The 3,777-nt window shown below is 34.1% G+C and carries 6 protein-coding genes; 1 reads left to right on the plus strand and 5 read right to left on the minus strand.

Annotated features, from left to right (window positions below; all coding sequences use genetic code 11):
• From Q0Y70_RS09625 to Q0Y70_RS09645, 5 genes are all read right to left on the minus strand, one after another.
• Positions 1-187: hypothetical protein (locus Q0Y70_RS09625; RefSeq protein WP_297820425.1), on the minus strand; the 187-nt coding region annotated here is incomplete at its 3' end.
• Positions 188-245: 58 nt separating this feature from the next.
• Positions 246-905 (minus strand): DNA alkylation repair protein, encoded by a 660-nt coding sequence (locus Q0Y70_RS09630; RefSeq protein WP_297820428.1) that lies wholly within the window; start codon positions 903-905, stop codon positions 246-248.
• Between the two features lie 88 nt (positions 906-993).
• Positions 994-1,374: a type II toxin-antitoxin system PemK/MazF family toxin gene (locus tag Q0Y70_RS09635; RefSeq protein ID WP_297820431.1), complete on the minus strand. Its 381-nt coding sequence runs from the start codon at positions 1,372-1,374 to the stop codon at positions 994-996.
• The gene (locus Q0Y70_RS09640; protein ID WP_297820434.1) at positions 1,340-1,570 is read right to left on the minus strand and encodes a type II toxin-antitoxin system PemI/MazE family antitoxin; all 231 of its coding nucleotides are present in this window, start codon (positions 1,568-1,570) and stop codon (positions 1,340-1,342) included. The genes Q0Y70_RS09635 and Q0Y70_RS09640 overlap by 35 nt, the downstream gene beginning before the upstream one ends.
• Before the next feature lie 86 nt (positions 1,571-1,656).
• Positions 1,657-2,157, minus strand: coding sequence for a PTS glucose transporter subunit IIA (locus tag Q0Y70_RS09645; protein WP_297820437.1), 501 nt, complete (start codon positions 2,155-2,157; stop codon positions 1,657-1,659).
• A 208-nt stretch (positions 2,158-2,365) separates the two neighbouring features.
• Between Q0Y70_RS09645 and Q0Y70_RS09650 the strand changes: the two genes are divergently transcribed.
• Positions 2,366-3,777 (plus strand): Mbeg1-like protein (locus tag Q0Y70_RS09650; RefSeq protein ID WP_297820440.1); only part of this gene is annotated, 1,412 nt, incomplete at its 3' end.

Raw genomic sequence — 3,777 nt, forward strand, 5'->3', positions numbered from 1 at the left:
ACCTGTATATCACCGATATTCGCTGATATTCAGTGATAAATCTGTGGAACCCAACTGATTTAGCTCTTGATTTTTTTGTTTGACCAATCTCTAGACTATTTCCGTCCTTAGAAACATGAACGTTAGAACATCCTGCCAAAAGCAATAAGCTAGCACATGCAAAAAGCATTTTTATATTTTTCTTCATCTTGATCCCCTTTTTCTATATTCTATATCCTACCATTATTTGGTTTTTTCGCTAATAATTATTTTAAGTATCTACTAGCTTGTTTAACTGAAAAATCAGACATCTCAGGATGATCACTAATAAATTTTTTAACCCAGCTCGGATTGGTCTTTGAATAATCACGCAAGGCCCAACCGATAGCTTTATTAATAAAAAACTCGTCGCTTGAGGTATTGTTGGCAATAATTTGAGCTAATAATTGTGTATTTGTCTTTTCTTTTCTTAATAACTGGTGTTCAATGGCAACTCGAACTAACCAGATATTATCTTGTTTTGACCATTCAAGCATTAATTCATTAACACGTTTATCTCTTAGGCCTAATTTTCCAATAGGTTTAATTAGGCTGTCAGTCGTATCCCACCAAGATTTTGTAGTCACATAAACTTTTATTTTTTCCAGATCTTTATACTCTAGAAACTTTTGCATGCTAATTAAATAATCACATCCAAAATACTGAAATTCACGATATTTGTCCTGCCAAGCTTGATCAAGGAGTTTCCAGTTGATCTTTTTATCTTTTTTCTCTAATAACAGATCTTGATGATATACTTGCTTGCGCCTAGCTGCTTGATAACCATAAAAATCAAATTGATTACGCATATATGCTTTCATATGCCTTGCGGTGTCTAAATCTTTGTTATTTTCGAATCGCTTTTTTAATTCTAAATAATTAATCATATCTATATTTTAAAACAACTAATCGCTTTCTAAAAAGTATATAAAACAAGAATAAGAATAAAAAACTTTAGGTAAAAGACCTAAAGTTTTAATAATCCATCATCAGTGCTAAGCTCAGCAATTGATGCACATATGAAAAATCTGAAGCTTCCATCCGTTCACCAGTTTTACCAATAACTCTTTTTTGATCAAAACTATGAATCTGAGAACAATTTACACGTCCATGCACTGTATGATAATCAATCAATTTAAAATAAATCGGAGCGTCACTTCCATGAGAAGTAATTGGGCAAACAATTACATAATTACCAGCCTGGTTATAAGCATCGGTTGATACTACCACTGCGGGATGTTTTCCTCGCATCTCTAATCCTTCAGAAGGAGAAAAATTCATCCACACAAAATCGCCCTGACGAAAAGATTCAGCTTGCTCTTCAATCTTGCCAATCTTGTATCGATTGTTCTTCAAAGTAATCACCTTCTGGATCTTTCATATCAATATTTTTATCAGTCATATAGGGATTTTTTAGTTTGGGAGTCAATATTAGGGCTCCATTATGCATCTTAGTTACTACAAAAACTTGATCAACGTCGATTTTCAAGCTTTTAGGCAGAATTAAAGAAACTGAATTACCAACTTTTCTACTTTTAATTTCAAGAATCATATTATCATCCTCGGTTCTATCTTTCGTATAATTAATTATACATGTTAAATTTGATCCAATAAAAAAATAAGGTCTATAAATGGACCTTATTTTTCTACGATTCTTTCTCGCATCAACACTTCACCTTGACTTACTGGCGAGCCATAATCCATTAGTAAGTGAGGATTTTCACCTTTTGAAAAAATTACCATGACAGTGGAATCAAGACCTTTTTGTTTCATTAATTCGCGACTAAAGCGTAGTAATTTTTGACCTTGTTTGACTTTTTTATCACGACTGGTGTATGCATAAAAGCCATTACCTAATAAATCAATTGTATCAACACCCACATGCACCAAAACTTGCATTTCATCAGTTGTATCAATTAGAACTGCCTGACGAGTTTCTGGAAGACTCGCCACTTTGCCAGAAACTGGAGCATAGATTGTATTGGCATTTTTATCAGGTACTATTGCAAAGCCGTCACCGATCAACTTCTGAGCAAATACTGGATCACTTACATCCGACAAGCTCATCAAAATTCCATCTATCGGTGCAGTCACAGTAAAAACAGACTGCAGAGTTTTCTTCTTAAAAAAATGTAACATTTCGATTTCCTATCTATATTAAGTAGTATCTGATCTCTATGACTCCATTCTACGCTCAAAACAAGTTAGCTTTCAATTAATAAGCTTACACAATATACTATTTAAGGAGATATTGTTTTTTTATATTAATAATACAATTTTGACAATTAATTCACATTTACGCGTTAAAATTAAAGTGATCTAAGTAAAGAAACTAAGGAACTTTCATATGGAAAATAATAATATACTTTCTTACATAACCTGGCGCGGTGATATTGATCTCAAGTCACGACCTTTTAGTGCCGTCGATGCATTAGTATTATCGTGTTTTATTTATATTGATTTTAAAGGAATTGTTCCCTCATCTAACAAGACCATTACTGTTAAAAAAGCAGCCCAAGAATATTTCTCTAGTGATTCTCCCCATGACACAAACGGAATTCGCTATCAGAGCTTACTTAAATTGATGGCTGGTTCAATCAGATTCGAAAATGCAAAACTTTCTAACTTTGTTTTTATCTTAACTGATAAAACGCAATTCTGTGCCATGCGCATTACTCTTGATGATGGGACTAACTTTCTAGCCTTTAGAGGAACCGATGATAGTTTAGTCGGCTGGAAAGAAGACTTTGAAATTTCATTTAAAACAACCCCAGCCCAAGAAGCAGCAGCTACTTACTTGAAAGAACTTTTAAAAGGCAATGATCAATCCTTTATTCTCGGTGGTCACTCAAAAGGAGGAAATTTAGCTGAATATGCTCTGTTTTCATTACCAGAAACAGAACGTGATCGCATAAGCGCTGTCTACACTTTTGACAGCCCTGGATTAAGTAAAAGAGTCGATGAAATTCAACCTAAAATTCATCGGTTTGTTCCAGAATTCAGTATTATTGGCCGTTTATTTGAACCAGAAGAAGGCTTAAAAGCTACTATTGTTGTTAGCGATCGACCTAAACTGGCTCAACATGATCCAATGAGTTGGGAAATTACCGGATCAAGTTTTGTTACAAGAAAGCATCGAAATCCTGAATCTAGAATTTATAATCAAATGATAAATCAATGGATTGAAGAAGCCTCACCGGCAGAACGTGAAGCCTTAACCAATGATTTATTTGAGTCTTTTGCGGCCAGTGGCGCTACAAAAATCACAGAATTAAATAAAAATGGTTTTGGCGGCTTTGGAGCAATTTTACTTTCGCTTACCGACTCTTCTAGACGCACCCGTTTTGTTTTAGGGAGTTTATGGCGAACTATTTGGCAAAGATTTAAAAATTTACACCTCGAAAGATTATTTGTCACACGTGCATCTTTAATTGGTTGGGCGATGATCATTTTAGGAATCATTGATTTAAAAATCCCTAATTATACCTATCGTGCTTTTGGTGCATTAGCTGCTGTTTTTACTTTATTTTGGAGCGGCGACCATATTATTACAGCTGCAAATTCCAAATTAAAGCCTCGCTCTAAAAGATTTTTCATAATTTCTTATCTAATTGCTTTTGCACTTTCAGTTGGAATTTTGTCTAACAATGATTGGTTAACTTTTCTTGCTCATTATGCGCTAGGTGTCTTCTTAATTGGCTTTGCTTATGTAAAATTACGAACTGTTATACTACGCAAAATCGGCGGTGGGCTTAGTAT

Origin of the sequence: uncultured Lactobacillus sp. (genome assembly GCF_947367085.1) — a bacterium.
GTDB lineage: Bacteria > Bacillota > Bacilli > Lactobacillales > Lactobacillaceae > Lactobacillus.